Origin of the sequence: Bradyrhizobium sp. CCBAU 53415, assembly GCF_028128735.1 — a bacterium.
Classification (GTDB): domain Bacteria; phylum Pseudomonadota; class Alphaproteobacteria; order Rhizobiales; family Xanthobacteraceae; genus Bradyrhizobium.
In genome coordinates, this window is record NZ_LBJF01000026.1 from 80,999 (window position 1) to 104,943 (window position 23,945).

General features: G+C 64.5%; 25 protein-coding genes. 12 read left to right on the forward strand and 13 right to left on the reverse strand.

Annotated features, from left to right (window positions below):
- Nucleotides 1-25: 25 nt before the first annotated feature.
- From XH87_RS24355 to XH87_RS24385, 7 genes are all read right to left on the reverse strand, one after another.
- Nucleotides 26-469, reverse strand: a complete 444-nt coding sequence (locus tag XH87_RS24355) for a hypothetical protein (RefSeq protein WP_035714516.1) — start codon at nt 467-469, stop codon at nt 26-28.
- Between the two features lie 2 nt (nt 470-471).
- Nucleotides 472-840, reverse strand: coding sequence for a nuclear transport factor 2 family protein (locus tag XH87_RS24360; RefSeq protein WP_271589219.1), 369 nt, complete (start codon nt 838-840; stop codon nt 472-474).
- Nucleotides 841-921: 81 nt separating this feature from the next.
- Complete coding sequence (locus XH87_RS24365) at nt 922-1,389, reverse strand: MarR family transcriptional regulator (protein WP_271589220.1); 468 nt, start codon at nt 1,387-1,389, stop codon at nt 922-924.
- 26 nt (nt 1,390-1,415) lie between these two features.
- Nucleotides 1,416-3,026 (reverse strand): acyl-CoA synthetase, encoded by a 1,611-nt coding sequence (locus XH87_RS24370; RefSeq protein WP_271589221.1) that lies wholly within the window; start codon nt 3,024-3,026, stop codon nt 1,416-1,418.
- 124 nt (nt 3,027-3,150) lie between these two features.
- Nucleotides 3,151-4,287 carry an epoxide hydrolase family protein gene (locus XH87_RS24375; protein WP_271589222.1) on the reverse strand — a complete coding sequence of 379 codons (1,137 nt, stop codon included), beginning with the start codon at nt 4,285-4,287 and terminating at the stop codon, nt 3,151-3,153.
- Nucleotides 4,288-4,435: 148 nt separating this feature from the next.
- Nucleotides 4,436-4,891 (reverse strand): GatB/YqeY domain-containing protein, encoded by a 456-nt coding sequence (locus XH87_RS24380; protein ID WP_271589223.1) that lies wholly within the window; start codon nt 4,889-4,891, stop codon nt 4,436-4,438.
- Between the two features lie 33 nt (nt 4,892-4,924).
- Nucleotides 4,925-5,653 (reverse strand): alpha/beta fold hydrolase, encoded by a 729-nt coding sequence (locus tag XH87_RS24385; protein WP_271589224.1) that lies wholly within the window; start codon nt 5,651-5,653, stop codon nt 4,925-4,927.
- Nucleotides 5,654-5,799: 146 nt separating this feature from the next.
- Here XH87_RS24385 and carA point away from each other — a divergent pair, with 146 nt between their 5' ends.
- A complete protein-coding gene (gene carA, locus XH87_RS24390; RefSeq protein WP_035714496.1) occupies nt 5,800-6,990 on the forward strand; it encodes a glutamine-hydrolyzing carbamoyl-phosphate synthase small subunit in 1,191 nt (396 codons plus the stop codon).
- Between the two features lie 36 nt (nt 6,991-7,026).
- Here the strand turns inward: carA and XH87_RS24395 are convergent, their stop codons facing one another.
- Entirely contained in the window at nt 7,027-7,242 is a 216-nt protein-coding gene (locus XH87_RS24395) for a hypothetical protein (RefSeq protein WP_271589225.1), read from the reverse strand.
- A gap of 145 nt (nt 7,243-7,387) precedes the next feature.
- On the opposite strand from XH87_RS24395, the gene XH87_RS24400 reads away from it, so the two are divergent.
- A complete protein-coding gene (locus tag XH87_RS24400) occupies nt 7,388-7,915 on the forward strand; it encodes a hypothetical protein (RefSeq protein WP_271589226.1) in 528 nt (175 codons plus the stop codon).
- A gap of 112 nt (nt 7,916-8,027) precedes the next feature.
- Here the strand turns inward: XH87_RS24400 and XH87_RS24405 are convergent, their stop codons facing one another.
- Entirely contained in the window at nt 8,028-8,549 is a 522-nt protein-coding gene (locus XH87_RS24405; protein WP_035710304.1) for a Dps family protein, read from the reverse strand.
- Between the two features lie 114 nt (nt 8,550-8,663).
- Here XH87_RS24405 and XH87_RS24410 point away from each other — a divergent pair, with 114 nt between their 5' ends.
- Complete coding sequence (locus XH87_RS24410; RefSeq protein WP_271589227.1) at nt 8,664-9,410, forward strand: class I SAM-dependent methyltransferase; 747 nt, start codon at nt 8,664-8,666, stop codon at nt 9,408-9,410.
- A gap of 198 nt (nt 9,411-9,608) precedes the next feature.
- On the opposite strand, the gene XH87_RS24415 is transcribed toward XH87_RS24410, so the two are convergent.
- Nucleotides 9,609-9,983 (reverse strand): ArsR/SmtB family transcription factor, encoded by a 375-nt coding sequence (locus tag XH87_RS24415; protein WP_271589228.1) that lies wholly within the window; start codon nt 9,981-9,983, stop codon nt 9,609-9,611.
- A 106-nt stretch (nt 9,984-10,089) separates the two neighbouring features.
- Here XH87_RS24415 and XH87_RS24420 point away from each other — a divergent pair, with 106 nt between their 5' ends.
- The 3 genes from XH87_RS24420 to greA all read left to right on the forward strand — a co-directional run bounded on the left by XH87_RS24420 (nt 10,090) and on the right by greA (nt 15,664).
- Nucleotides 10,090-11,259: an MFS transporter gene (locus tag XH87_RS24420; RefSeq protein ID WP_271589229.1), complete on the forward strand. Its 1,170-nt coding sequence runs from the start codon at nt 10,090-10,092 to the stop codon at nt 11,257-11,259.
- 255 nt (nt 11,260-11,514) lie between these two features.
- A complete protein-coding gene (gene carB, locus XH87_RS24425; protein ID WP_271589230.1) occupies nt 11,515-14,979 on the forward strand; it encodes a carbamoyl-phosphate synthase large subunit in 3,465 nt (1,154 codons plus the stop codon).
- 211 nt (nt 14,980-15,190) lie between these two features.
- A complete protein-coding gene (gene greA / locus XH87_RS24430) occupies nt 15,191-15,664 on the forward strand; it encodes a transcription elongation factor GreA (RefSeq protein WP_035710309.1) in 474 nt (157 codons plus the stop codon).
- 526 nt (nt 15,665-16,190) lie between these two features.
- Here the strand turns inward: greA and XH87_RS24435 are convergent.
- Nucleotides 16,191-16,670, reverse strand: coding sequence for an Lrp/AsnC family transcriptional regulator (locus XH87_RS24435; RefSeq protein WP_271589231.1), 480 nt, complete (start codon nt 16,668-16,670; stop codon nt 16,191-16,193).
- 267 nt (nt 16,671-16,937) lie between these two features.
- Here XH87_RS24435 and trxB point away from each other — a divergent pair, with 267 nt between their 5' ends.
- The 5 genes from trxB (at nt 16,938) to XH87_RS24460 (ending at nt 20,793) form a co-directional block, all read left to right on the forward strand.
- A complete protein-coding gene (gene trxB, locus XH87_RS24440) occupies nt 16,938-17,903 on the forward strand; it encodes a thioredoxin-disulfide reductase (protein WP_271589232.1) in 966 nt (321 codons plus the stop codon).
- A gap of 4 nt (nt 17,904-17,907) precedes the next feature.
- Nucleotides 17,908-18,831 carry a LysR family transcriptional regulator gene (locus tag XH87_RS24445; RefSeq protein ID WP_026201990.1) on the forward strand — a complete coding sequence of 308 codons (924 nt, stop codon included), beginning with the start codon at nt 17,908-17,910 and terminating at the stop codon, nt 18,829-18,831.
- Nucleotides 18,832-19,274: 443 nt separating this feature from the next.
- Entirely contained in the window at nt 19,275-20,183 is a 909-nt protein-coding gene (locus tag XH87_RS24450; RefSeq protein ID WP_271589233.1) for a 4-hydroxy-tetrahydrodipicolinate synthase family protein, read from the forward strand.
- A gap of 185 nt (nt 20,184-20,368) precedes the next feature.
- Complete coding sequence (locus XH87_RS24455) at nt 20,369-20,518, forward strand: hypothetical protein (RefSeq protein ID WP_167406957.1); 150 nt, start codon at nt 20,369-20,371, stop codon at nt 20,516-20,518.
- Between the two features lie 128 nt (nt 20,519-20,646).
- The gene (locus XH87_RS24460; RefSeq protein ID WP_199762865.1) at nt 20,647-20,793 is read left to right on the forward strand and encodes a hypothetical protein; all 147 of its coding nucleotides are present in this window, start codon (nt 20,647-20,649) and stop codon (nt 20,791-20,793) included.
- Between the two features lie 109 nt (nt 20,794-20,902).
- Here the strand turns inward: XH87_RS24460 and XH87_RS24465 are convergent, their stop codons facing one another.
- Both XH87_RS24465 and XH87_RS24470 read right to left on the reverse strand, forming a co-directional pair.
- Complete coding sequence (locus tag XH87_RS24465; protein WP_027575286.1) at nt 20,903-21,580, reverse strand: ParA family protein; 678 nt, start codon at nt 21,578-21,580, stop codon at nt 20,903-20,905.
- Nucleotides 21,581-22,026: 446 nt separating this feature from the next.
- The gene (locus tag XH87_RS24470) at nt 22,027-22,377 is read right to left on the reverse strand and encodes a hypothetical protein (protein WP_271589234.1); all 351 of its coding nucleotides are present in this window, start codon (nt 22,375-22,377) and stop codon (nt 22,027-22,029) included.
- A gap of 401 nt (nt 22,378-22,778) precedes the next feature.
- Between XH87_RS24470 and XH87_RS24475 the strand changes: the two genes are divergently transcribed.
- The gene (locus tag XH87_RS24475) at nt 22,779-23,945 is read left to right on the forward strand and encodes a CaiB/BaiF CoA transferase family protein (protein WP_271589235.1); all 1,167 of its coding nucleotides are present in this window, start codon (nt 22,779-22,781) and stop codon (nt 23,943-23,945) included.

Here is a 23,945-nt window from a genome sequence, read left to right on the forward strand (position 1 = left end):
TGCTCAGCCTGGAGCATCGTGCTGGTCAGGCACGCGACACCAAAAGGAGCGCAACGCCGAGATTGGCCGCGAACAGGGCCGCGTCGATGACGAAGATCCGGAGCATCGGGCCCTTCAACACCGGCCAGTAGGCCACCCCGACGCGGCCTCCGCGCATCAGGACCGGGACGTTGTAGACGAACTGGCTGAAATGGCAGGCGGCGAAGAACAGGAACAGCGCGAGCTGCGCTTCGGTCGGCTGGAAGAAGGACGGACGGGCGGCCAGAAGATAGAGCGACAGCAGCCCGATCGGCAAATTCATTCCGCCCAGGAACGCCACGCTGGCCGCAAGGGTCGGCGCGATCGGGTTGCTGCGCTCTTCCCGCGGCAGCAGGATCTTCAGCGTGTTGGCCTGCGCGATGCTGAACTGGATGAAAGCACCGACGAACCAGAGCGTGTTGAGAAGCAGGATGAAATCCGAAAGACGCATGGCTATTTTCCGTAAAAGGCTTCGCTGCGCACGACGCGTCCCGTTTCGTCAAAATCCATGAACTCGCTGGCGCGCGTATCGCCCAGCTGCCACCACACCGTCAGTCGCGCGATGGTGTCGTCCCAGCTCCAGCTCAGGATCCTCAGGTCGGCGCTTTCGATGTGACCATAGGCCCTCCGCCAGTAGGCGCGGATGTTCTCTGTGCCGGCGACGGTCGGAGAACCCGTCAGTGTGAGAGCGAGAGGGCTGCGCATCTGCGCGTTGTCGGCGAAATGCGCGACGACCGCGTCGATATCGACCCTGCACCAATTCGCGCACCACGCCGCGACAAAGCGTTCGGCGGTCGCCCGATTCATTGCCTGTCCGCTCATGACACGGATCCTCCCTGGCTCGTGGCCGGGAAGGTGACAAAGCTCGCCCCTCATGTCAACCATGTTGACTTTACATTTCCGTCAGTTGTTGTCGGCGATCGCCTCCATCACGCCCATCCAGCCGGCCGCACCCGACGCGCCCGCGCGATCGAACGCTTCGCGCAGCACCTTGCGCTCGTGGTCGGAGGCCCGCTGCTCGATGCGCCGCCCCGCTTCCGTCAGGCGCAGCAGTTTCGAGCGGTGCTGCTCGGGCGAGCGCTTCGAGGTCAGAAGCTTGCGCTCCAAGAGCAGATTGAGCGGCCGGTTGACGGCCTGCTTGGAGATGCCGAGGATCTCGATCAGCGCGCCGATCGCGATGTCGGGCCGGCGCGCCACCACGTAGAGGATACGATGATGCGGACGCGACAGGCCCTGCCTGGCGAGATAGTCGTCGGCCTCCAGCGTCATCCCGCGCCAGCCGTAATACATGAGCTCCAGCGCCGCATCCAGATCGTGCAGCTTGTCGAGTGAAGCGCGGTGGAGTCCCGCGGCTCGAGACGCCTTTGCCATTGCAGGAAGCTAGCCCTTGTAAGATGTCAGCCTTTGGCCCGCAGCTCGCGCCGCAGCACCTTGCCCGTCGCCGTCATCGGCAGCGTCTCGGCGAACTGCACGAAGCGCGGGTATTCGTGGGCTGCGAGCTGCACCTTGACGAACTCCTGGATCTCGCGCGCCAGCGCATCGCTGCCGGCAAAGCCCGGACGCAGCACGATCCAGGCCTTGATCGATTCGGTGCGGATCGGATCCGGAATGCCGACGACGGCAGCCATCGCCACCGACGGATGCTTCATCAGCGTGTGCTCGATCTCGGAGGGACCGACGCGATAGCCGGCGGTGGTGATGACGTCGTCCTCGCGGCTGACATACCAGAAATAGCCGTCCTCGTCCTGCACGCCGAGATCGCCGGTCAGCAGGAACTCGCCGGCATATTTCTTCGCCGTCGCCTCCGGATTGCGCCAGTATTCGAGCATGGTGACGGGACAAGGCTGGCGCACGCCGATGATGCCGCGCTGTCCCCGCGGCAATTCCTCGCCCTTGTCGTCGACGATGCGGACGTCGAAGCCCGGCGTCGCCCTGCCCATCGAACCCGGGCGGATCGGAAAGAGATTCGAGTTGCTGCCGATCACGAGGTTGCACTCGGTCTGGCCGAATACTTCGTGGGCATCGATGCCGAAGGTCTCGCGCACCCAGCCGAGCAGTTCGCCACCGAGCGATTCGCCGCCCGTAAATATGCTGCGCAGCTTGACGCCGGGATGCTTCACGCCGGCCTGCCGCATCAGCTTCAGCGCCGTCGGCGGCAGGAAGACGTTGCGCACGCCGAGATCGGCCATCATCTGCATCGCCGCCTGCGGCTCGAACTTTCGCGCGCGGTGACCGACCAGCGGAATGCCGTGATACCAGAATGCGAACAGGCCGTTGATGAGCCCGCCGATCCAGGCCCAGTCCGCCGGCGTCCACATGAGATCGCCGGGGCGCGGCAGGAAGTTGTGACACATCTCGACATTGGGGAGATGACCGAGCACGACGCGGTGCGCATGCAGCGCCCCCTTCGGGTTGCCCGTGGTGCCCGAGGTGTAGATGATCAGCGCGGGATCATCGCACGAGGTGTCGACCCGCGCGAATTCGGGTGATGCGGCCTTCACCACGCGCCAGAACGACGTCGTCCCCGCGGGCGCCCGCTCGCCGACGACATAGACATTCTCAAGGTCCGGCAACCGGTCGCGGATCTTCGCAAGCTTCTCACAGCCCGCCTCATCGGTGATGATGGCCCTTGCTTGCGAATTCGACAGGCGAAACTCCAGCGCGTCCTCGCCGAACAGCGCGAACAGCGGGATCGAGATCAGGCCGGAGCGGAACGCTGCCATATGCGCGATCGGCAATTCCAGCGATTGCGACAGGAATACCGCGACGCGGTCACCCCGCACGAGCCCGTCCGCCTTCAGCACATTGGCAAAGCGGCGCGACATCTCGGCGACCTCGTCGAAGGAGGTGCGGCTGGTGGCGCCGTTGTCGTCGACATAGATCAGCGCGAGCCGCCCCGTTCCGTCGGCATGGCGATCGCAGCACGCCTCCGCCATGTTGAAGCGCGCCGGGATGTCCCAACGGAAATTGCGGTAGAGCTCGTCGTAGGTTGCGGCTTCGGTGAGCATGCGCTTGGTCGTCTTCCCGGTGTCTTGTTGTTACTGCGCAGTCTAGAGCCGCAAATGCGCGGGACAAGCCCCACGACGTCATTCTGGGGCGCCCGCAGGGCGAGTCCGGAATGACGGCGGAGGCTCACCGCACCGTCACGAAGAATTTCCTGACATCGCGCACGAACAGCTCCGGCTGCTCGAAGGCAGCGAAATGCCCGCCCTTCTCCATCTCGCTCCAGTGGGTGATGACCGGGAAGTTCGGCTCCATCCAGCGCCGCACCGGGGTGATGATCTCCTTGGGGAACACGGCGACGCCCGTGGGCACCTTCACCATCGGCGTGGTGCGGCGCTTGCCAAAGCTCTCCCAATAGAGCCGCGCCGAGGAGGTCGCCGTCTGCGTCGCCCAATAGAGCATGACGTTGTCGAGCAGCTCGTCTCTGCTGAAGATGTTTTCGGGATGCCCATTGCAATCGGTCCAGGCCCAGAATTTTTCCAGGATCCAGGCCGCCTGCCCGCTCGGGGAATCCGTGAGGCCATAGCCGAGCGTCTGCGGGCGCGTCGATTGCTGCTTGGAATAGCCGGAGTCGAGATCGACATAGTGCTTGAGGCCGGCCAGCGCGCGCGTCTCGTCCGCCGCTGGCTCGCCCTCGATGCGCGGCGGCGAGTTGAAGGACAACGTGATGTGGATGCCGGCGCAGTGCTCGGCATCCTGCGCGCCGAGAGAGCTCGTCACCGCCGAGCCCCAGTCGCCGCCTTGCGCGCCGTAGCGCGCATAGCCGAGCCGCTGCATCAGCTTCGCCCAGGTCGCGGCGATGCGGTCGACGCCCCAGCCGGTCGCCTTGGGTTTGGCCGAGAAGCCGAACCCCGGCAGCGAGGGACAGACGACATGAAACGCATCCGCGGGATTGCCGCCATGCGCAGCGGGGTCGGTCAGCGGCGCGATCACCTTCTGGAATTCGACGATCGAGCCGGGCCAGCCATGGGTGATGATCAGCGGCAGCGCGGACGGCTCCTTCGAGCGGGCGTGGATGAAGTGGATGTCGAGCCCGTCGATCTCGGTGGTGAACTGCGCGAAACGGTTGAGCTTCGCCTCGCGCACCCGCCAGTCGTAGTCATTCGCCCAGTAGGCGCAGATCTCGCGGATCCATTTCAGCGGCGCGCCCTGGCTCCAGTCGTCGACCAGCTCCGCCTCCGGCCAGCGCGTGCGGGCGAGACGCGATTTGAGGTCGGTGAGGATGTCGTCGCTGATGGCGATGCGAAACGGTTTGATGGCGGTCATCGTGCCTCCCCTTGTTCTTTCTTGTCATTCCGGGGCGCGCAAAGCGCGAACCCGGAATCCATTGATCAACAGAGTTGGCGACACGATGGATTCTCTGATGCGCAATTGCGCATCATAGCTCGTGCTCCGCACGCCCCGGAATGACGGCCTAGCCCGACAGCGCGGCCTTCACCAAGCCGGACGCCTTGCCAAAGTCCATCTGGCCCGCGTATTTCGCGCGCAGCATGGCGATCACCTTGCCCATGTCCTTCATGCCGGCGGCACCGGTCTCGGCGATCGCATCCGCGATCGCCTTCTTCACGTCCTCATCCGACATCTGCTTCGGCAGATACGCCGAGATCACCGCGATCTCCTCGCGCTCCTGGGCTGCGAGCTCGGCGCGGCCGCCCTTGTCGTAGAGCTCGACCGCCTCCTGGCGCTGCTTGATCATCTTCTGCAGCACGGCGAGGATGTCGGGGTCCGACAACGGCGGCTTGCCGCTGCCGCGAGCGTCGATGTCGGCGTTCTTGATGGTCGAGTTGACCATGCGCAGCGTGGACAGCTTGCGCTCGTCCTTGGCCTTCATGGCCTCCTTGACCGCATTGTTGATGTCGTCGCGCAGCATGGTCGTGATCCCCTCGAATATACAGCGCCTGATCTAGGCCGTTCGCGCCCCTGAGACAACCTCGGTTCCGAGCCATTCGGTGAGCGCCCGCACGGTCGCTTCCGGCTGCTCGGCTTGCGGCAGGTGCCCGCAACGATCGAGGATCTCGAGCCTTGCGCCGGCAATGCCTTCGGCCATCTCCTTCGAGAATGCATTCGGGATGGTGTTGTCGGCGTCGCCCGTCAGCACCAGCGTCGGGCATTTGATGGCTGAAAGCGTCGGGCGCGAATCCAACCGCGCGATGATCGCGGTCTGCTGCCGCAGATAGCCGTCGATACCGACATCCTCGTCCTGCGCATGCACCAGCTTGAGAATATCGGCATCATCGCGCCGGGACGGATGCACGAGCTCCGGAAAGCTTTCCTCGCGGATCGCGCGCAGCTCGCCGCGCCTCGCCCGCTCCATCAAGCTCAGGCGACGCGCGGTCGCCTCGGGCGTGTCGGGCCGCGCCTGCGTGTTGATCAGCGCGAGCTTGGCCACCCGCTCGCCCGCCTGGCGCATGATCTCGAGCGCGATGTAGCCGCCCATGGAATGGCCGGCGAGGGCGAAGCGCGGCGGCGCCTCGGCGAGGATCCGGCGGGCGATCGCCGCGATGCTGTCGTCGCGGATGTGGTTGGCGATCATCACGGGGCCAGAGCGCCATAGCGCCGGGATGACAGGGGCGTAGATCCGGGCCGAGGAGGCCAGCCCCGGAACCAGCAGAATCGGGGTGGTCTGGTCCATTATTGCCTCGCAAGCCCAGGAAATTGCCGGAAATTGTGCGGCCGAGCTTAAGTACCCCAGACGGGCTGTCAAATATGCAAAAACGCATGTGAATCGGCCCTTCTCCGCTTTGACGGCGGCGTCTGCGGGGACTATGAAACGCGCTCATGACACAACATGACAACGATCCCGCATGGCCGGACCACAAACCGACCGCGCTCCTCGTGCTTGCCGACGGCACGGTGCTCGAGGGCTTTGGTCTCGGCGCCGAAGGCCACGCCGTCGGTGAAGTCTGCTTCAACACCGCGATGACCGGTTACGAGGAGATCCTCACCGATCCCTCCTATGCCGGACAGCTCATCACCTTCACCTTCCCGCATATCGGCAATGTCGGCACCAACGAGGACGACATCGAAACGGTCAACATGGCCGCGACGCCAGGCGCGCGCGGCGTGATCCTGCGCACCGCGATCACCGATCCCTCGAACTATCGTGCCACCAAGCATCTCGACGCCTGGCTGAAGGCGCGCGGCATCATCGGCCTCTCCGGCATCGACACCCGCGCGCTGACCGCGCTGATCCGCTCCAAGGGCATGCCCAACGCGGTGATCGCACATTCCAGGACCGGCGAGTTCGATCTGCATGGCCTGAAGGAAGAAGCGCGCGAATGGCCGGGCCTCGAGGGCATGGACCTGGTGCCGATGGTCACCTCCGGCCAGCGCTTCACCTGGGACGAGACGCCGTGGCTGTGGGACCAGGGCTTCGGCCGGCAGGACAAGCCGGAGTTCAACGTCGTCGCCATCGACTACGGCATCAAGCGCAACATACTGCGCCTGCTCGCCGGCGTCGGCTGCAAGGTGACGGTGGTGCCGGCGACGACTTCGTCCGAAGATATCCTGGCAATGAAGCCGGACGGCGTGTTCCTGTCCAACGGTCCGGGCGATCCGGCCGCGACCGGCAAATATGCCGTGCCTGTGATCCGGGACGTGATCAAGTCGGGCACGCCGACCTTCGGGATCTGCCTCGGCCACCAGATGCTGGGCCTCGCCGTCGGCGCCAGAACTAAGAAGATGCATCAGGGCCATCACGGCGCCAATCATCCGGTGAAGGACGAGACCACCGGCAAGGTCGAGATCACCTCGATGAACCACGGCTTTGCCGTCGACGAGACGACGCTGCCGAAGGGCGCGACACAGACCCACATCTCGCTGTTCGACGGCTCCAATTGCGGCATCCAGCTCGACGGCAAGCCGGTGTTCTCGGTGCAATACCACCCCGAGGCCTCACCCGGGCCGCGGGACTCGCACTACCTGTTCAAGCGGTTCGCCGATTTGATGCGGCAGAAGAAGAGCGCATAAGCTCCCTCCGGCGGACGAGTCCGCCGGGGCCGGTCCTCACGGACGCATGAACATGAAGTCCGTGTCGGGATCGCAGTTCTCGGCGATGAAGCGCAGCTCCGCCTGGATGTCGGCGACTGACCTCGTCTCCAGATATTTCGAGATCACCAGATTGAGCAATGCCCGGCAGACGGCCTCGTGCCCGAGCCCGACTGTTTCTGCCTCGTCGACGGCCGCCGAGAAATGTCGCTGCGCAACCTCGGATGCGTACATGGCGTTCCCTCTCCTTCGCTTTGATTTGCGTGCCCGCCAATGGCCGCCTACGCCTTGATCTCGGTCAAGCCGGCGTATGGAGTGTCGTTTGGAACAAGAGGGCTTGAGCCCTCTTGATTCCGGTCGGTTGCCAGTGGGAGCCCCCATGTCCGTCGTCCGCGACAATGCCGAGCCGCTCGCCATCGTGTTCGAGGACGATGGCCTCGTGCCGAACAACATCCTCCCGTTCCTGGTCTACCAGGGCGCGGTAAGGCTCGATCCGAAGCATCCGGAAGCGACCATCGAAGACCTGTTCGAAGGGAACGGCTGGGGCGGCACTTGGCGCAACGGCGTCTACGATTATCTGCATTACCACGCGACGGTGCATGAGGTACTCGGCGTCGCGCGCGGCAGCGCCCGCGTCCGTTTCGGCGGCGACCGCGGCCGGGAGCTGGACCTCAAGGCCGGCGACGTCGCGATCCTGCCCGCCGGCACAGGGCATCAATGCATCAAGGCGTGCGGTGATTTCTGCGTGATCGGGGCCTATCCGCCCGGCGCAAAAATGGAGATCACGCGGGCGACGCCGGAGAACCATGCGGAAGCGCTGAAGACGATTCCGCAAGTTGCGCTGCCGCCGGCCGATCCCGTGACGGGCAAGAATGGAGCGATGATGAGGCTGTGGCAGTTGCCATAAAGGCGGTGCCGTAGGGTGGGCTCTTCTGTTTCCGCGGGCAGAGACAGTGGTGGGTTACACCCTGCAGATGCGCTTCGCGCTTCTGCAAGACTAACCCACCCTACGCAGTTCGCTACGCCTCGTTGCCGCCTTCCTGCCGTGTTGCCTCGAACAGGAACCAGGTGCGGCGCTCGGTCTCGTCGATGAAGTTTTCGAGGATGCTGGCGCTGGCGACGTCTCCGGCCTCGTCGCAGACGTCGTGCGCCTTGCGCATCGCAGCCGCGACATGCTTGTTGTCCTGCATCAGCTCGCGCAGCATCTCGCGCGGCGGGACGTAGTCCTCGTTGTTGTCCTTGATGGTCTGGAGCTTTGCGACCTGGCCGATCGACTTCAGCGTGGTCCCGCCGATCTTGCGGACGCGCTCGGCGAGCTGGTCGGTGGTGGCGAAGATCTGGTCGGACTGCTCGTCGAGCAGCAGATGATAATCCCGGAAGTGGCGCCCGCTGATGTGCCAGTGGAAGTTCTTGGTCTTGAGATAGAGCGCGAACGCGTCGGCCAGAAGCACGTTGAGCGCCTCCGAGACCTTCTTGACGCCATCCGACGACAGATCAGTGGGGGTATCGAGATCGGGCGAGACCTTGCTGGTTTTGCTCACGGGAAACCTTCCTGTTAGGACGCGGACATTGACGGCGCGCCGTCGCACCCCTAACGCAAGGCGGGCAGCGCCGGTTCCTCCATCGGAACCGTTTGGCCGGGACCTTCGAATACCATGGACGATTGGATCGATTATTACGACTCGACGCATACGATCTATGTCAGCAAGCTGCATCGCGACTTGCACTTCCAGATCATTGCGCGCGACATCATCGGCTACATCCCCTCGCCCGATGCGACGGTGCTGGACTATGCCTGCGGGGAAGCGCTGTCGGCGAGCCAGGTGGCAGCCGCCTGCGGCCAGCTGATCCTGGCCGAGCCCGCGCCGGGCGTGCGTGGCCGGCTGATCGCGCGGTTTGCCCCGAACACGAAGATCCGCGTCCGCTCGCTCGACGACGTCCGCAAGATGCAGGACCAATCGATCGATCTCGTCGTGATGAACTCGGTCGCGCAATACATGACGCCGGACGAGCTCGATGCCGCCCTCCTCAACATCCGCCGCATCCTGAAACCCTCCGGCAAGCTGGTGCTTGGTGACATCCTGCAGCCCAATGTCGGGATGGTCAGGGACGTGATGGCGCTGCTCGGCTTCGGCCTGCGCCACGGCTTCTTGAAGGATGCGCTGATCGGGCTGATCAGCACCGCGCTGTCGGATTACCGTCAGCTGCGCACGCGCATCGGGCTGCAGCGTTACAGCGAGGACGAGATCACCGCCAGGCTCAAGGCGGCGGACTTCGCGGTCCAGCGCGCCCACGGCAATATCGGCCATAATCGCTGGCGCATGACCTTCATCGCGGCCGCCTCTCGTCCGTTAAGCATAGCGGTCAGCCGAGCTGGCCTGTCGCCCCCCGATCGGTCATGATCGTCGCGGCCCGGTGGCGGAAGCGTCTACGCGGGAGCGGTGCATCGCTCTTTATCCTGGTTCAAATCCAGGCCGGGTCTCCACGCTTCGCCCCTGTGGGGCTACGCGTGGCGCAGCCACGCAAGACCCGTAGGGGCGAAGCGTGTCCGGCGTAGCTGGAGCGGCAGCGGAAGCGAAGACGGACTGCCCGCCCCGAGTTCAATCCACCTTTTTTACCACGTCACATCCGCCCATCAGCTGCAGCCGCCCGGCATCCCTGGCCGCGGATTTGAGCACCGCGTCGAGCAGGCCCGGGAACCGCGCGTCCAGATCCTCGCGGCGCAGCCGCATGAAGCGGTTGGTTCCCGCCAGGCGCGTCTGCATCAACCCGCATTCGCGCAGCTTGGCGAAGTGGTAGGCGAGGTTCGACTTGCCGCCGAGCCCGCTGAAGTCGCCGCAACAGAGTTCGCTGCTGACACGTTCTTGCAGGGCGAGCTGGTAGACAATGGCGAGCCGGATCGGATCGCTCAGGCAGTCGAGAACCATCGGCAGCTCGATCTGCTCGCGGGTGGGGTGGAGAGGTGTGCGGCTCATGTCCAGAGCATAGTGGCAGGGCCGCAGAGTTCAATAGTTCTTGAACTAATTGACCCCCGAAGCACAGCGTCCAATAGTTCAATAAACATTGAACATGGAGTTTGCGATGAGCGTGTTCTGGCTGGCCCTCGCGGCCTTTGCGATCGGCACGGAAGGCTTTGTCATTGCGGGACTTTTGCCGGCAATCGCCATCGACCTCTCGATTTCGGTCTCGGCTGCGGGCCAATTGGTCACCGCCTACGCCCTCACCTATGCGGTGGGCTCGCCGATCCTCGCCGTAACGCTCAACAATATCGACCGCCGCACCGTGCTGGCCCTGGCGCTGACCACCTTCATCGCCGGCAACCTCGCGGCAATGGTCGCATCCAACTATGCGCTGCTGCTGGCCTCGCGGATGCTGATGGCGCTGGGCTCGGGGTTGTGCATGCCAACGGCAATGGCGGTGTCCGTGGCGGTCGCTGCACCCGAGCGCCGCGGCCGCGCCGTGGCGCTTGTCACCTCCGGCATGACTGTTGCGACCGTGATCGGCGTTCCCCTCGGCAATCTCGTCGGCAGCGTGTTCGGCTGGCGCGCGACCTTTGCCATGGTCGCCCTGATCGGTGCCGTCGCGCTCGCCGGCCTCCTGCTCGGCCTGCCCAAAGGCCTGCCGCGGAATACAGCCTCGCTTGGCGAACGGCTGGCGGTGGCACGCCACGGCCACGTGCTGGTCGCGCTTCTGATCACGATGTTGTGGGCGCTGGGCGGCTTCACGGTATTCACCTATTTCGCAGTCCCGCTGCGCGGGCTCGGCTTCGACGCCTCGCAGATCAGCCTTGCCCTGCTGGTGTTCGGCGGCGCGGCCGCGATCGGGAACATGCTTGGCGGCGTCCTGGCCGACCGGCTCGGCACGCTTGCCACCGCCGCCCTCGGGCTCACCGGCATGGCGGCCGCCCTGATCCTGCATTCGCTGGCGCTGAAGCTGATGCCCGGACAGGCGCATTACGCGGTGCTGGGCGCGATCTTCCTCTGGGGCATCTCGGGCTGGGCATTCTATCCGGCCCAGCTCGCCAGCATTATCAGGATCGAGCCGCAGGCTTCGATAATCGCGCTCTCGCTCAACGCCTCGTCGATGTATCTCGGCTTCGCCATCGGTGGCGCGCTCGGCGGCGCGGTGCTGGCCACCCTCACGCCGACCGACCTCGGCTGGATCGGCGGCACGAGCGTTGCGGCCTCGCTCCTGGTGCACCTCGCCCGCGGTTGGCAGGCCCGGCCAAAACCGGTTAAAATTGCCGGTTGATGGGCGTTTTTCGGGGTTTCGCCGCCCCGAAAACTGGTCTAAGACCCACCCGCGCGCGAGGGAGACCACCGCGCGCGCGCATGATCCGCCAAAGTGTAGGCGGTTTGGCGTCAAGATCATGCGCTACTTTTTAGGAGTAGAAGCGCGATCGGACGCAAAACCGGTGGCCACTTTTGCTGATCGCGCTTCGGCCACAGGGGACGCGCAGCGAGCGCGCCCTTTTTTTGTGCCCAAATTCCACTTCGGCGAGAGTTGATGCCCAAACGTACAGACATCACCACCATCCTGATCATCGGCGCCGGTCCCATCGTGATCGGCCAGGCCTGCGAGTTCGACTATTCGGGCACCCAGGCGGTGAAGACGCTGAAGGAAGAGGGCTATCGCATCGTCCTCGTCAATTCCAACCCGGCCACCATCATGACCGATCCGGAATTGGCCGATGCGACCTATATCGAGCCGATCACGCCCGAGATCGTCGCCAAGATCATCGAGAAGGAACGTCACGCCATTCCCGGCGGCTTCGCGCTGCTGCCGACCATGGGCGGCCAGACCGCGCTGAACTGCGCGCTGTCGCTGCGCCGCCAGGGCACGCTGGACAAGTTCGACGTCGAGATGATCGGCGCAACCGCCGACGCGATCGACAAGGCCGAAGACCGCCAGCTGTTCCGCAACGCCATGGAGAAGATCGGGCTGCAGACGCCGAAGTCGCGGCTTGCCAACGCCTCGGAGCTGAAGAAGTCGTTCCGTGACAAATACCACGCCGAGCGCGAGAAGCTGTCGGGCGCGGCGCTCGATGAGCTCGACCGGCAATGGACTCTCGGCGAAGGCGACCGCCGCAAGCGCTATCAGGAATATGCACTGGGACAGGCGATGATGGCGCTGTCCGAGATCGGCCTGCCCGCGATCATCCGCCCTTCCTTCACCATGGGCGGCACCGGCGGCGGCATCGCCTACAACAAGGAAGAGTTCCTCGACATCATCGAACGCGGCCTCGATGCGTCTCCCACCAACGAAGTGCTGATCGAAGAATCCGTGCTCGGCTGGAAGGAGTACGAGATGGAGGTGGTGCGCGACAAGAAGGACAATTGCATCATCGTCTGCTCGATCGAGAACCTCGATCCGATGGGCGTGCACACCGGCGATTCCATCACGGTGGCGCCGGCGCTGACGCTGACCGACAAGGAATACCAGATCATGCGCGACGCCTCGCTGGCGGTGCTGCGCGAGATCGGCGTGGAGACCGGCGGCTCCAACGTGCAGTTCGGCGTCAATCCCGAAGACGGCCGCATGGTCGTCATCGAGATGAATCCGCGCGTGTCGCGCTCCTCCGCGCTGGCTTCCAAGGCCACCGGCTTTCCGATCGCCAAGGTCGCCGCGAAGCTCGCGGTCGGCTACACGCTCGACGAGATCGCCAACGACATCACCGGCGGCGCCACGCCGGCCTCATTCGAGCCGACCATCGACTACGTCGTCACCAAGGTGCCGCGTTTTGCCTTCGAGAAATTCCCGGGCGCCTCGACCACGCTGACCACGTCGATGAAGTCGGTCGGCGAAGTCATGGCGATCGGCCGCACCTTCCAGGAAAGCCTGCAAAAGGCGCTGCGCGGGCTCGAGACCGGATTGACCGGCCTCGACGAGATCGAGATCGAGGGCCTCGGCCGCGACGACGACAAGAACGCGATCCGCGCCGCGCTCGGCACGCCGACACCGAACCGGCTGCTCCAGGTCGCCCAGGCCATGCGGCTCGGCTGGTCGAACGAGGACATCTTCAAGTCCTGCAAGATCGATCCGTGGTTCCTCGGCGAGATGCGCGGCATCGTCGACATGGAGGAGAAGGTCAGGAAGAACGGCCTGCCCGGCAACGCCTTCGGCATGCGCACGCTCAAGGCCATGGGCTTCTCGGATGCGCGCCTCGCGGTGCTCGCGGACACGACGGAAGCGGAGGTGACGGCGAAGCGCCACGCGCTCGGCGTTCACCCCGTCTACAAGCGCATCGACACCTGCGCGGCCGAGTTCGCCTCGCCGACCGCTTACATGTATTCGACCTACGAGGCGCCGTTCGCGGGCGCGCCGGCGGACGAGAGCGCAGCGTCCGACAAGAAGAAGGTCATCATTCTCGGCGGCGGCCCGAACCGCATCGGCCAGGGCATCGAGTTCGACTATTGCTGCTGTCATGCCTGCTTCGCGTTGCATGACGCCGGCTACGAATCCATCATGGTCAACTGCAATCCGGAGACGGTGTCGACCGATTACGACACCGCCGACCGGCTCTATTTCGAGCCGCTTACCGCCGAGGACGTGCTGGAGATCATCGCAAAGGAGCGCAGCAAGGGCACGCTGCACGGTGTGATCGTGCAGTTCGGCGGCCAGACGCCGCTGAAGCTGGCGCATGCGCTGGAAGCCGCCGAAGTGCCGATCCTCGGCACTTCGCCGGATGCCATCGATCTCGCGGAAGACCGCGACCGCTTCAAGCGCGTGCTCGACAAGCTTCGCCTCAAGCAGCCGAAGAACGGCATCGCCTATTCGGTCGAACAGGCCCGCCTCGTCGCCGCCGATCTCGGCCTGCCGCTCGTGGTGCGCCCGTCCTACGTGCTCGGCGGTCGCGCGATGCAGATCATCCGCGAGGAGACTCAGCTCAACGACTATCTGCTCGGCACGCTGCCGGAGCTGGTGCCGGCCGACGTCAAGGCGCGCTATCCGAACGACAAGACCGGCCAGATCAATACCGTGCTCGGCAAGAACCCGCTGCTGTTCGACCGCTATCTGTCGGACGCGACCGAAGTCGACGTCGACTGCCTCTGCGACGGCAGGGACACCTTCATCGTCGGCATCATGGAGCACATCGAGGAAGCCGGCATCCATTCCGGCGACAGCGCCTGCTCGCTTCCGCCGCACTCGCTCGAGCCTGAGATGATCGAGGAGCTGGAGCGGCAGACCCGCGAGCTCGCCCTCGGCCTCGACGTCATTGGCCTGATGAACGTGCAATACGCCATCAAGGACGGCGACATCTACGTGCTCGAGGTCAATCCGCGCGCTTCGCGCACCGTGCCGTTCGTCGCCAAGGTGATCGGCACGCCGGTCGCGAAGATCGCCGCGCGGATCATGGCCGGCGAGACGCTCGCCGACTTCAAGCTGAAGAAGGCGACTCTCAAGCACGTCGGTGTCAAGGAATCGGTGTTCCCGTTCGCGCGCTTCCCCGGCGTCGACACCGTGCTCGGCCCCGAGATGCGCTCGACCGGCGAGGTCATGGGCATCGACCGCTCGTTCGCGGTTGCCTTCGCCAAGAGCCAGCTCGGCGGCGGCACGCGGGTGCCGCGCAAGGGCACCGTGTTCGTCTCGGTGCGCGAAAGCGACAAGACGCGCATCGCCGAGGCCGTTCGCGAACTGCATTCGCTCGGCTTCAAGGTGCTGGCGACGTCGGGTACCCAGCGCTTCCTGACCGACCAGGGCATCCCGACCGAGAAGGTGAACAAGGTGCTGGAGGGGCGGCCGCACATCGTCGACGCCATCACCAATGGCGACGTCCAGCTCGTCCTCAACACCACCGAAGGCCCGCAGGCGCTGGCCGACAGCCGTTCGCTGCGGCGCGCGGCCCTCTTGCATAAAGTGCCATATTACACCACTCTTTCCGGGGCCGTGGCGGCCGCGCAGGGCATCCGCGCCTATCTGGGCGGGGACCTTGAGGTTCGTACCCTGCAGAGCTACTTTTCGGAAACCTGATCCCTGGCGGCGGCGAGGCTTCCGCTAAGTGATTGGCAATGAAGCCACAATGGCCGGAGGAACTGTCCGGCCAGGTGGTGGTTTTGTTCCGGCGCCAAGCCCATATCTGTCAATCTCCGGCAGCCCTGCGTTGGGCTCCGGAAACACCGGCGAATCAAGGTTGCGGCGCCCATCCGCGTTTGCGGCGCACGATCGAAGGACGAGAGAGACGATGGAAAAGGTTCCGATGACCCAGGCCGGCTTTGTCGCGCTCGGGGAAGAGTTGAAGCAGCGCCAGTCCGTGGATCGTCCGCGGATCATCGAGCATATCGCGGAGGCGCGCTCGCACGGAGACCTGTCGGAGAACGCGGAATATCATGCCGCGAAGGAAGAGCAGTCCCACAATGAAGGCCGCATCGCCGAGCTCGAGGACAAGCTCGCGCGCGCCGACATCATCGACATTTCCAAGCTCTCCGGCGACACCATCAAGTTCGGCGCCACCGTGACGCTGGTCGACGAGGACACCGAGAAGAAGACGGTGTGGCAGATCGTCGGCGAGGTCGAGGCCGACGCCAAGAAAGGCCGCATCTCCATCACCTCGCCGCTCGCGCGCGCGCTGATCGGCAAGAAGAAGGGGTCGACCGTCGAGGTCAATGCACCCGGCGGCGCCAAGGCGTATGAGATCACCAAGGTGGAGTGGCGGTAAGGATTTGCCGCTCCGCTGAGACGTTTCGAAAAGGCAGCGCGACGCGCGGCCTTTTTGTTTCTGCGGGTTGCTGGACTTGTGATGAACACCGCTCACACACCCGTCATTGCGAGCGAAGCGAAACAATCCAGAATCTTTCCGCAGAGACAGTCTCCCAATGACGATGTGGATGCAGCGAGCACCACTCCATCACCGCCCCCCCCCGCGCAATGGCGTAGCCATTGTCGCTGGAGGTGCTCGCCTCTTCGAGCCTCGAAGGGCGACGGCCCACTGTTGCCGCACGCCGCTGCACCCGGGCCGCTCATCCTTCGAGGCTCCCGATGGTGAGCTCCGCGCCGCCCCATCACTCGCACCTCAGAGCCTGACCAAAAACCAGTCAGACTCTCAGGATGACGGGACCGATACGCAGAGTGTCAGGGCGAGCTCTAGAGCATGATCCGGAAAAGTGCGCAGCGGTTTTCCGAAAAGATCATGCTTAAACAACAACCTAAAGCGCGATGACGATTCATCCTAATCGCATCGCGCTTTAGCGTCGTCCCTTCACATCGAGCGGCACGGCCGCGTCGTACTTCGAATTGTGCAGCACCAGCGAGGTCCGCACGTTGCGGACATGGGGTGCGGCGGTAAGGTGCGTGACGAAATCCTGGAACGTCGCCATGTCAGGGGCGACGCATTTGAGGATGAAGTCGACCTCGCCCGACAGCATCCAGCATTCCCGCACCAGGGGCTCGGCGCGGACGAATTCCTCGAATGCCCGCAAATCCGCCTCGGCCTGGCTGGACAGGTGCACGGCCGCGAACACGGTGACGTCGAAACCGAGTTTGCGGGCGTCGAGCAGGCCCCGATAGCCGTGGATGTAGCCCTCCTCCTCCAGCGCCCGGACGCGGCGCAGGCAGGGGGGCGGCGAGATGCCGACGCGCTTGGCGAGCTCGACATTCGTGATTCGACCGTCGGCCTGAATCTCGGCGAGAATTTTCAGGTCGATCTCGTCCAGGTTCCGCGACACGTGATTGGAACTCCTGCCCTTTGAGGCGGTGTTGGGTGGGTTTGTCGGAATCCTCATAGCTCAGTCCGCACGGATAGCGCAATTTTATTGCGCGTGCAGCGCAATCGACTTTTGTTCCCTGTTGGAAAAATCCGCCGAGAGGGAATGCAATTCTTGCATAGCTCACCAGAAGGCTTAGATTAGCTCTGATATTTCAGCGCCTCCGCGAGGCCTCCCGGCACATTCCGCGCCCGCGCTGCAAATCCCCCGTGAAAGGCGTCCATCGAAATGTCCGCTCCTGTACATGCAAAGGTCGTCATTATCGGCTCCGGACCCGCCGGCTACACGGCGGCGATCTATGCCGCGCGCGCGATGCTGGAGCCGATCCTGATCCAGGGCATCCAGCCCGGCGGCCAGCTCACCATCACCACCGACGTCGAGAACTATCCGGGTTTTGCCGACGTGATCCAGGGCCCCTGGCTGATGGAGCAGATGGAGAAGCAGGCGGTCCATGTCGGCACCAGGATCGTCACCGACCTGGTCACACGACTGGAGACTGCGCAGCGGCCCTTTCGCCTCACCTGCGACAGCGGCGACGTCTATCTCGCCGACACCGTGATCCTCGCCACCGGCGCGCAGGCGCGTTGGCTCGGGCTGCCGTCCGAAGCGAAGTTCCAGGGTGGCGGCGTGTCGGCCTGCGCCACCTGCGACGGCTTCTTCTACAGGGGCAAGGAAGTGATCGTGGTCGGCGGCGGCAACACCGCGGTCGAGGAAGCCCTGTACCTCACCAATCATGCCTCGCAGGTCACCATCGTGCATCGTCGCGATCACTTCCGCGCCGAGCGCATCCTGCAGGAGCGCCTGTTCAAGCACCCGAAGATCAAGGTGATCTGGGACTCGGCCGTCGACGAGATCCGCGGCACCGAGAATCCGAACAAGGTCACCCATGTCCGGCTCAAGAATGTCAAGACCGGCGCGCTGACGGACGTGAAGGCCGACGGCGTCTTCATCGCCATCGGCCACGCGCCGGCCACCGAGCTGGTCAAGGACCAGGTCAAGCTGAAACCGTCGGGCTATGTCGAGGTCGCCCCGAACTCGACCGCCACCTCGGTACCCGGCCTGTTCGCCGCCGGCGACGTCGCCGACGAGACCTATCGCCAGGCCGTGACGGCCGCCGGCCTCGGCTGCATGGCCGCACTCGAAGCCGAACGTTTCTTGGCCCTTCGCGCCAGCGAGCGCGCGGCAGCGGAATAGAATCATGCCTCGAACACGCGACGGATTTACGGATATGGACTGGGACAAGCTGAAGGTGTTTCACGCAGCGGCGGAAGCGGGCAGCTTCACGCATGCCGGCGAGCAGCTCGGCCTGTCGCAATCGGCGGTGTCGCGCCAGGTCTCGGCGCTGGAGCAGGAGCTTTCGGTCTCGCTGTTCCACCGCCACGCCCGCGGCCTGATCCTCACCGAGCAGGGCGACCTGCTCTTCCGCACCGCGCATGATGTGTTCATGCAATTGCAGGCGGCGCGCGCCAAGCTGACCGACAGCCGCGAGCGGCCGAGCGGCGACCTCAAGATCACCACCACGCCCGGCGTCGGGATCAACTGGCTGATCCCGCGGCTCGGCGAGTTCACTGCGCTCTATCCCGAGATCCGCATCTCGCTGATCGTCACCGACGAGGAGCTCGATCTGTCGATGCGCGAGGCCGACGTCGCGATCCGCACCCGCAAGCCGACGCAGCCGGATCTTATCCAGCGCAAGCTGTTCGCGATGGGCTTCCACGCCTATTGCTCGCCGGAATACATCAAGCGCTTCGGCACGCCGCGCACGCTGGAGGAGCTCGACTCCCACCGCATCATCACGCTCAGCGACGGCAACTTCGCGCCGCATTTGCAGAACCGCAATTGGCTGGTCGAAGCCGGGCGCAACGGCTCCGGTCCGCGCGAAGCCTATTTCAGAGTGAACAACATCCTCGGCCTTGTGCGTGCCTGTCAGCAGGGGCTCGGCATCGCCGCCCTGCCCGACTATCTCGTCGAGGAGCAGAGCAAGCTCGTGCAGCTGTTCGGCGAGTCGGATTCGATCCAGCTCGACACCTACTTCGTCTATCCCGAGGAGTTGAAGACGGTCGCGCGCGTGCAGGTGTTCCGCGACTTCGTGGTGAGCAAGGCGCAGCGCTGGCCGTCCTGATTTCCGCATGACTGACATGCGGCCTCGGCTGTTGCTGCAAGGCACTCAGCAAGCCCATAATGTTCGCACGCTGAGCCTTCGCGTTGCGCATTTGTCCCCCTCCTCCAGTGGCGCGGGAGTTCAGTAATCCCTCTTGGAAGGTGATTGTGTCGGCCTCACGTGGCCAATACCTAAGCCGGGCCCTCGGGTCCGGCTTTTTTTCGTCGAAATGGACTTTCGCCCTCCGCGTGTGTTGACAGTTCCAGGCATACCCCGCATCATTTGCAAATGATCACGAAGTCGTGCGCAGTCATCTCGAAAAAAGGCCCCCATCCGGGGACCTCGGATTTTTGCGCGCACTAGGCTGACTTCGTCATCGCAGCAAATCCCGAAAACCCCGCCGCCTGGACGGGGTTTTTTCATGTGCCTCCGTCTCAGGTTTTTTCCCGAGAAGGAGATGGAACATGACCGGTCTTGAGGATCACTTGCACGGGCTGTGGCTGCCGCTGGTGACGCCGTTTCAGGGCGGCGCTCTCGACGAGAGGTCGCTGCGGCGGCTGACGCGACACTACAGCGCTGGCGCCGTCGACGGCTTCATCCTGGGGGCGACCTCGGGCGAAGGCATGACGCTGCGCGAGGCCGAACTCGAACGTCTCGTCGCCGTGGTGCGCGAGGAGATGACGGCGAGCAGCCTTACCGTGCCGATCTGCCTCGGGCTCTCGGGCGCGGACACCTCGCGGCTGAAGGAGCGCCTCGACGAGACCGCGGACTGGCCGATCGACGGCTACCTGATCGCGAGCCCCTATTACGTGCGGCCGTCGCAGCGCGGCCTGCTGGCGCATTTCGAGGCGCTCGCCGATCATGCCGCCTGGCCGCTGGCGCTGTACAACATTCCCTATCGGACCTCGGTCAACATCACCAACCAGACGCTGCTGCGGCTTGCCGAGCACAGGAACATCGTCGGCCTGAAGGATTGCGGCGCCAGCCGCGAGCAGTCGATCGCGCTGCTGCGCGACCGTCCCAGGGCATTTCGCGTGCTCACCGGCGAGGACGCGAAATATTTCGAGGCGCTCAGCGATGGCGCCGACGGGGGCATCGTGCTGTCAGCCCATGTCGAGACCGCGACGTTCGCAGCCGTCCATGCCGAGTTGAAGCGCGGCGACCGTGACGCGGCGCAGGCGCGCTGGAACGAGGTCGCCGGGCTGACGCGGCTGCTGTTTGCCGAGCCGAGCCCCGCGCCGGCGAAGTACTGGCTGTGGCGCAGCGGCCTGATCGACAGCCCCGAAATGCGCCTGCCGATGGTCGAGGTGAGCAGCGAGCTCGCGGCGGCGATCGATCGCGAGATCGAGCGACGGACGAGGGTCGCGGCGTAACCGCCCTCCTCAGCTTGACCTCACGCCGTCATTCCGGGTTCGCGCTACGCGCCCCGGAATGGCGGCGGCGGTGTGCGGCCTTGGTTAACCGCGCCCCAACGGCCTTCGCTGTTGCGGCATGGCGCATCCACGGCTCGTTTACGCAATGGCGCCTATCCTTCAGGATCTACAGAGGGGAAATGACCATGGGACATCGCATCCGGCCGACGGCCGCGCGGCAATTCGCACCGGCCGATCTCTTGCAGGGCATTCTGGTGGTGTCGTCGTTCGGGTTCTGGGCGGTGATGCTCGGCCTGATGCCGGTGCTGCTGTTTCGCGTTTGGCTGGTCGGCTGACCGGCGGCGCCGGAATGGTTAATCCGCGGTAGCACCTGTGTTCAAAATGCACTGGCAGCTGCGATCCGGATCTTAAAACATCCCTGATAGCACTGACGCCCACAAGCGAAGAAATCGCGGAGGCGTTCGTGAATAGTCAGAATGAAATGGCGTCGCATTACGACGCCGGACAGCAGGGCTTTACCACCGAGGATATTCTCTGGGCCGCCGGCATCTGGTCGGTGATCCTGACCCTGTCGCCGGTCATCGTGTTCTACATGCTGCTGGTGGCGTAGCCGGGTCTGGCGCCAGCGCGTCGTCCCGGAATGACGCGTGAAGGCGGAAACGCAAAAACGCGCGGCTCGTCCGCGCGTTTTTCGCCCTCTCGAAAATGACCAATGAAAATCAAGCCGCCTGCTTGTGCATTGCGCCGGACGCCGACGCCGTGCCGCGAATAGCCTTCACCGAGCGCTCGATCGCCGCCCACAGCCTTGCGATTTCCTGAGCCGCACGGCTCTCGGCCTGATACTCGCGCGCACCTTCGCCGTGGCTCAGCGCCATCAGCAGGTCCGAACGGTTGGTGATCTGGCCGCCCCACACCGGAGCACGGAATTTCGCCAGCGCTTCGCGGGCGATGGTCACGATCGGGCTCTCGGCTTCGTCGCGACGCGCCGGCGCACCGTTGAGCACGACCGCGTAGGGCTTGCGCGCGGCGCGGCACATCTGGATGGTTTCCTGCACCGCGTTGACGTCGAACACGCCGGGACGCGCCGGAATGATCACCATCGTCGCGTTGCGGATCGCGTCGTCGACGACGGCCGACAGGTTCGGCGGCGTGTCGATCAACACCCATTCATAGCCGTCGCGCTTGGCAGCGGAGACGATGCCGCTGACGGAGTTCACGGCGGCCTTGATCGGCGGCTCGTTGGTGCCACGCAGCTTGTGCCACAGCGTGAGCGAGCCCTGCGGATCCGCATCCACGAGCATGACCTGCTTGCTCGCCTTGATCTGCGCGGCGAGATGTGCGGCCAGGGTACTCTTGCCCGAGCCGCCCTTACGCGATGCAAAAACAATAACGTTCATACCTTCCGCCTCCAGATTGACCCCAGGCCGCGAAAATGAATCAGCGCGCTGATTCGGGAAAGAAAAATTTATCGAGGGTTGCGTTATGGCCACGAAATAACAAGGCGTGTTGGCTTTTGAGTCACACTGCGCCGTGTGACGTCACACACACAGGCTCCATGAAGCGGCGCGGCAGGGGCAATCGTGCATTCCTTGAGCAATGGAAGCGGGAAAATGCGGCTCGCAACCTGCCCGCGCAAAACCTGCCCCGACTCCTTTCCGTCCTGCGCAGGCCGTAATTGCCGCAAGCCTGCGCACCATGCATGCGAACAAAACGAGTCCGGAGGCTGTCGTGGAGCTGATGTCGCAACACGGAGCGAGGCGGAATGCGGGGAGCCTGGCACGATCGCGCCCGCCTTCCCGGCACGACGTCAGGGTTTCAAACCGGGAACGCGGCGCCCGCGCGCTCAGCCTTCGCTGGATTTCTTTCTGGCCACTTTCGGCGCCGGCTTGGTGGTCTTCTTCGCAGCCTTCGGCGCGATATTGGTCGGCTTGCCGGCGCGGGCCTCGCCCGGCTCGGGGCCGGAGCGGAAGAACACCCGGCATTGCGGCGAGAGCTGCGCCTTCTTCTTGATCATGCAGGCGGTGATGGCATCGACGTTCGGAACGAACTCGCTGCACAGCCGCATCGCATCCGGCGAGCAGGCCTGCTGCTCCTCCTGGGTGTAGGCGAAACCGGCGCGCGGCAGGGCCAGGACGGCGAGGGCGAGCGAAAGGCCTGCAACGGCCAATGACGTCTTCAGGCGAAATGCCGGCATCGATTCCCCCACATGTCGAGTCAGAGGGATAGTGGGTGAACGGCTGTTCGTTGGCAACCGAGGGGGGAAGCGAAAGCCGCGACGTGTGCGGTCTCGGCAACAGGGACGCGAGCAGCGCCGTCTTCCTCCGCTGTCATCCTCCGCCCCAGTGCGCACGTGCGCACAAGGCGGGGGATGACAGTTGTGGGTGGGGAAACGCCAAACACAAAAATGCGAAAACAACCCCATGCACAGTAGCCAAGCCGCTGCAAACACTCAGCATCCCAAATCTTAGGATTTCACGAAACCGGGTTTGACCCGTCGGGCAAAACAGTGGCATGATGGCATCATCAAGAAGATGCGCGTGGGGTGCTCGGCCTGTCTCCTGCGCCGGTCAAAAGCGTTGGAGTGGAGGCGATCGCATGGATGGGAATGAGGCGGAACTTCCGCTCTCGGGGGTGACGGTGGTCTCGCTCGAGCAGGCGATCGCGGCGCCGCTGGCCAGCCGGCATCTGGCGGACTGGGGCGCGCGGGTCATCAAGATCGAGCGGCCCGGAGCTGGCGATTTCTGCCGGGACTACGATCATGTGATGAACGGCATGTCGAGCCAGTTCGTCTGGACCAACCGTTCCAAGGAAAGCCTTGCCATCGACATCAAGAGCCCTGAGGGCCGCAAGGTGCTAGATGCCCTGCTGCCGCGGGCGGATGTGTTCATCCAGAATCTCGCGCCCGGCGCGGCGGAGCGGCTCGGCCTCGATGCCGCATCGCTCGTGCGACGATTTCCGCGCCTCATCGCCTGCGACGTGTCGGGTTATGGCACCGGCGGGCCCTACAGCGACAAGAAGGCCTATGATCTGCTGGTGCAGTGCGAGGCCGGCGTGCTCGCGATCAACGGCACCGAGGCGGAGCCTGCGAAAGTGGGCCTTTCCGTGGTCGATATCGCCACCGGCATGTACATCCTCAACGGCGTCTTGATGGCGCTGTATCGCCGCGAGCGGACCGGCAAGGGCACGGCCTTCCAGGCCTCGCTGTTCGATTCCATCACGGACTGGATGAGTTATCCCGCGTTCTACACCGAGAGCACGGGCCGGCCGCTGCCGCGCACCGGCGCGAAGCATGCGACGATCGCGCCCTACGGGCCGTTTCGCGTCGGCGACGGCAACACCATCTTCTTCGGTATCCAGAACGACCGGGAATGGCGGTCGCTGTGCCGCATCGTACTCGGCGATGCCGGCTTTGCCGATGACCTGCGCTTCCGCACCAATCCGCTGCGCATGCAGAACCGCGACGATCTGCAGGCGCATATCGAGCAGCGCTTTGCATCGATGACCAGCGAGGAGGTGCTGCGGCTGCTGGACGAAGCCGCGATCGCCAATGCGCATCTGAACTCGGTCGAGGCCTTCCTGAAGCACGAGCAGCTTCATGCACGCGGGCGCGTGCAGAGCGTGGGATCGCCGAGCGGGCCGGTGATGAGCTTCCTGCCCGCGCTCACCATTCCCGGCATGACGGCGCGGATGGATCCGGTGCCCGATGTCGGCGAGCACAACGAGGCCATCCTCGCTGAACTCGGCCTCGCCAAGGAGACATGA